This is a genomic window from Acidovorax sp. KNOB132 (genome assembly GCF_057541515.1).
The window spans coordinates 1-1962 of the sequence record NZ_BAAJYT010000441.1 but is presented as its reverse complement, the minus strand read 5'-3'; the positions used below and the strand labels follow the sequence as shown (position 1 = coordinate 1962).

The window sequence follows — 1962 nt, the reverse complement described above, 5'->3', positions numbered from 1 at the left end:
CGCAGATCACCGCGCTTTCGCGGGCCAGCACACGGGCGCGCACGCGGCGCGCCGGATCGATCAGGCCGGCGGTGAGGTCGCCGGCGCCCACGTCCTCGCGCAGCGCGCGGGCAACGTCGTCCTGGGCCAGCGATGCGATGCCGCCGTCCAGGGAAAGGGGGGATTTCGTCATGGGCGGCAAGCATAGCGGCATCGCATAGACTCGCCGCACTTTCGGCCCGGCTCTGCCCATTCCCATGAACACTGCCATCCCCAACGCCTCCGCCTCGTCCGCGACGCCCTACGGCACGCTGCCGCCCGCCTCTCCCCTGCCCGAGCGCCGGCCCGTCAGCCTGCCGCGCCTGCAGCAGATGCGCGAGGCCGGCGAAAAGATCACCATGCTGACCGCCTACGACGCCACCTTCGCCGCCATGGCGGACGCGGCGGGCGTGGAATGCATCCTGGTCGGCGACTCGCTCGGCATGGTCTGCCAGGGCCTGCCCAGCACCGTGGGCGTATCGCTGGACACCATGGCCTACCACACGGCCAGCGTGGCGCGCGGCCTGCACCGCGTGCAGGGCACGGCGTGGCTGATCGCCGATTTGCCCTTCGGCACCTACGCCGAAAGCCGCGAACAGGCCCTGCGCAGCGCCTGCACGCTGATGCAGGCCGGCGCGCACATGGTCAAGCTCGAAGGCGGCGGGTGGACGGCGCCGACGGTGGAGTTCCTGGTGCAGCGCGGCGTGCCCGTGTGCGCCCACCTGGGCCTCACGCCGCAGACGGTGCACGCCCTGGGCGGCTACCGCGTGCAGGGCAAGGGCGACCTGGCCGCGCGCACCCTGCGCCAGCAGGCGTCCGAGCTGCAGAACGCGGGCGCCACCATGGTGGTGCTGGAGATGGTGCCCGCCGCGCTGGCCCGCGAGCTCACGGCCGAGTTGCCCCACTGCCACACCATCGGCATCGGGGCCGGCAGCGGCACCGCCGGCCAGGTGCTGGTGCTGCACGACATGCTGGGCATCCACCTGGCCAAGATGCCGCGCTTCGTGCACGACTTCATGCAGGAGGCGGGCAGCGTGCGCGGCGCGATGCAGGCCTATGTGCAGGCCGTCAAGGCCGGGCGCTTTCCGGACGACGCCCTGCACGCCTGGTAGGGCGGCCCGCGCCCGGGCCGCCCCTACGGCCCGTCCCTTCCTTTTCCTGCAGCCCTCTTTTTTCCGATCGGGATGACCCATGCTCATCGCACACACCGTGGCCGACCTGCGCCAGGCCCTCGCGGGCCGGGGCCGGCCCGCTTTCGTCCCCACCATGGGCAACCTGCACGCCGGCCACATTTCACTGGTGGAGCAGGCCCGGCCGCTGGGCGACGTGACCGTTGCCAGCATCTTCGTGAACCGCCTGCAGTTCCTGCCCCACGAGGATTTCGACAGCTACCCGCGCACCTGGGACGCCGACTGCGCCCAGCTGCGCGAGGCCGGCTGCGACGTGCTCTTCGCGCCGCGCGAGGCCGACCTGTACCCCGAGCCGCAGACCTTCAAGGTGCATCCCGACCCCGCGCTGGCCGACATCCTGGAGGGACACTTTCGCCCCGGGTTCTTCGTCGGCGTGTGCACGGTGGTGATGAAGCTCTTCGCCTGCGTGCTGGGCGCGAGCGGCGGCACGGCCGTGTTCGGCAAGAAGGACTACCAGCAGCTCATGGTGATCCGGCAGATGGTGCGGCAGTTCGCGCTGCCGGTGGACGTGGTGGCGGGGGGAGACGCGGCGCGCGGACGATGGCCTGGCCCTCAGCTCGCGCAACGGCTATCTCGGGGCGCAGGAGCGGTCGCGCGCCATGCAGCTGGCCCAGGCCCTGCGCGCGCTGGCGGACGGCTTTCTCGCGGGCGGGGGCGATGCCGGCGAGCGGGAGCGCCAGGCAAATTTGACTTTTCACCAGATCGGTGCACTCGCAATGAGCGCACCGCCTTGGTGCCAGTCAGCGCACGGTGA

Annotated in this window: 1 protein-coding gene and 1 pseudogene; both read left to right on the top strand. The window is 71.6% G+C overall.

Translation table 11 applies throughout. The features are described 5' to 3' along the window. Positions 1-236: 236 nt before the first annotated feature. Complete coding sequence (gene panB, locus AC27IO_RS23510; RefSeq protein ID WP_284427228.1) at positions 237-1130, top strand: 3-methyl-2-oxobutanoate hydroxymethyltransferase; 894 nt, start codon at positions 237-239, stop codon at positions 1128-1130. A gap of 79 nt (positions 1131-1209) precedes the next feature. Continuing rightward, positions 1210-1962 (top strand): annotated as a pseudogene (gene panC, locus AC27IO_RS23505) (pantoate--beta-alanine ligase); the annotation flags it as partial.

Coding starts and splice junctions, on each gene's coding strand:
- panB (WP_284427228.1), top strand. CDS start 237: ATGAACACTGCCATCCCCAACGCCTCCGCCTCGTCCGCGACGCCCTAC.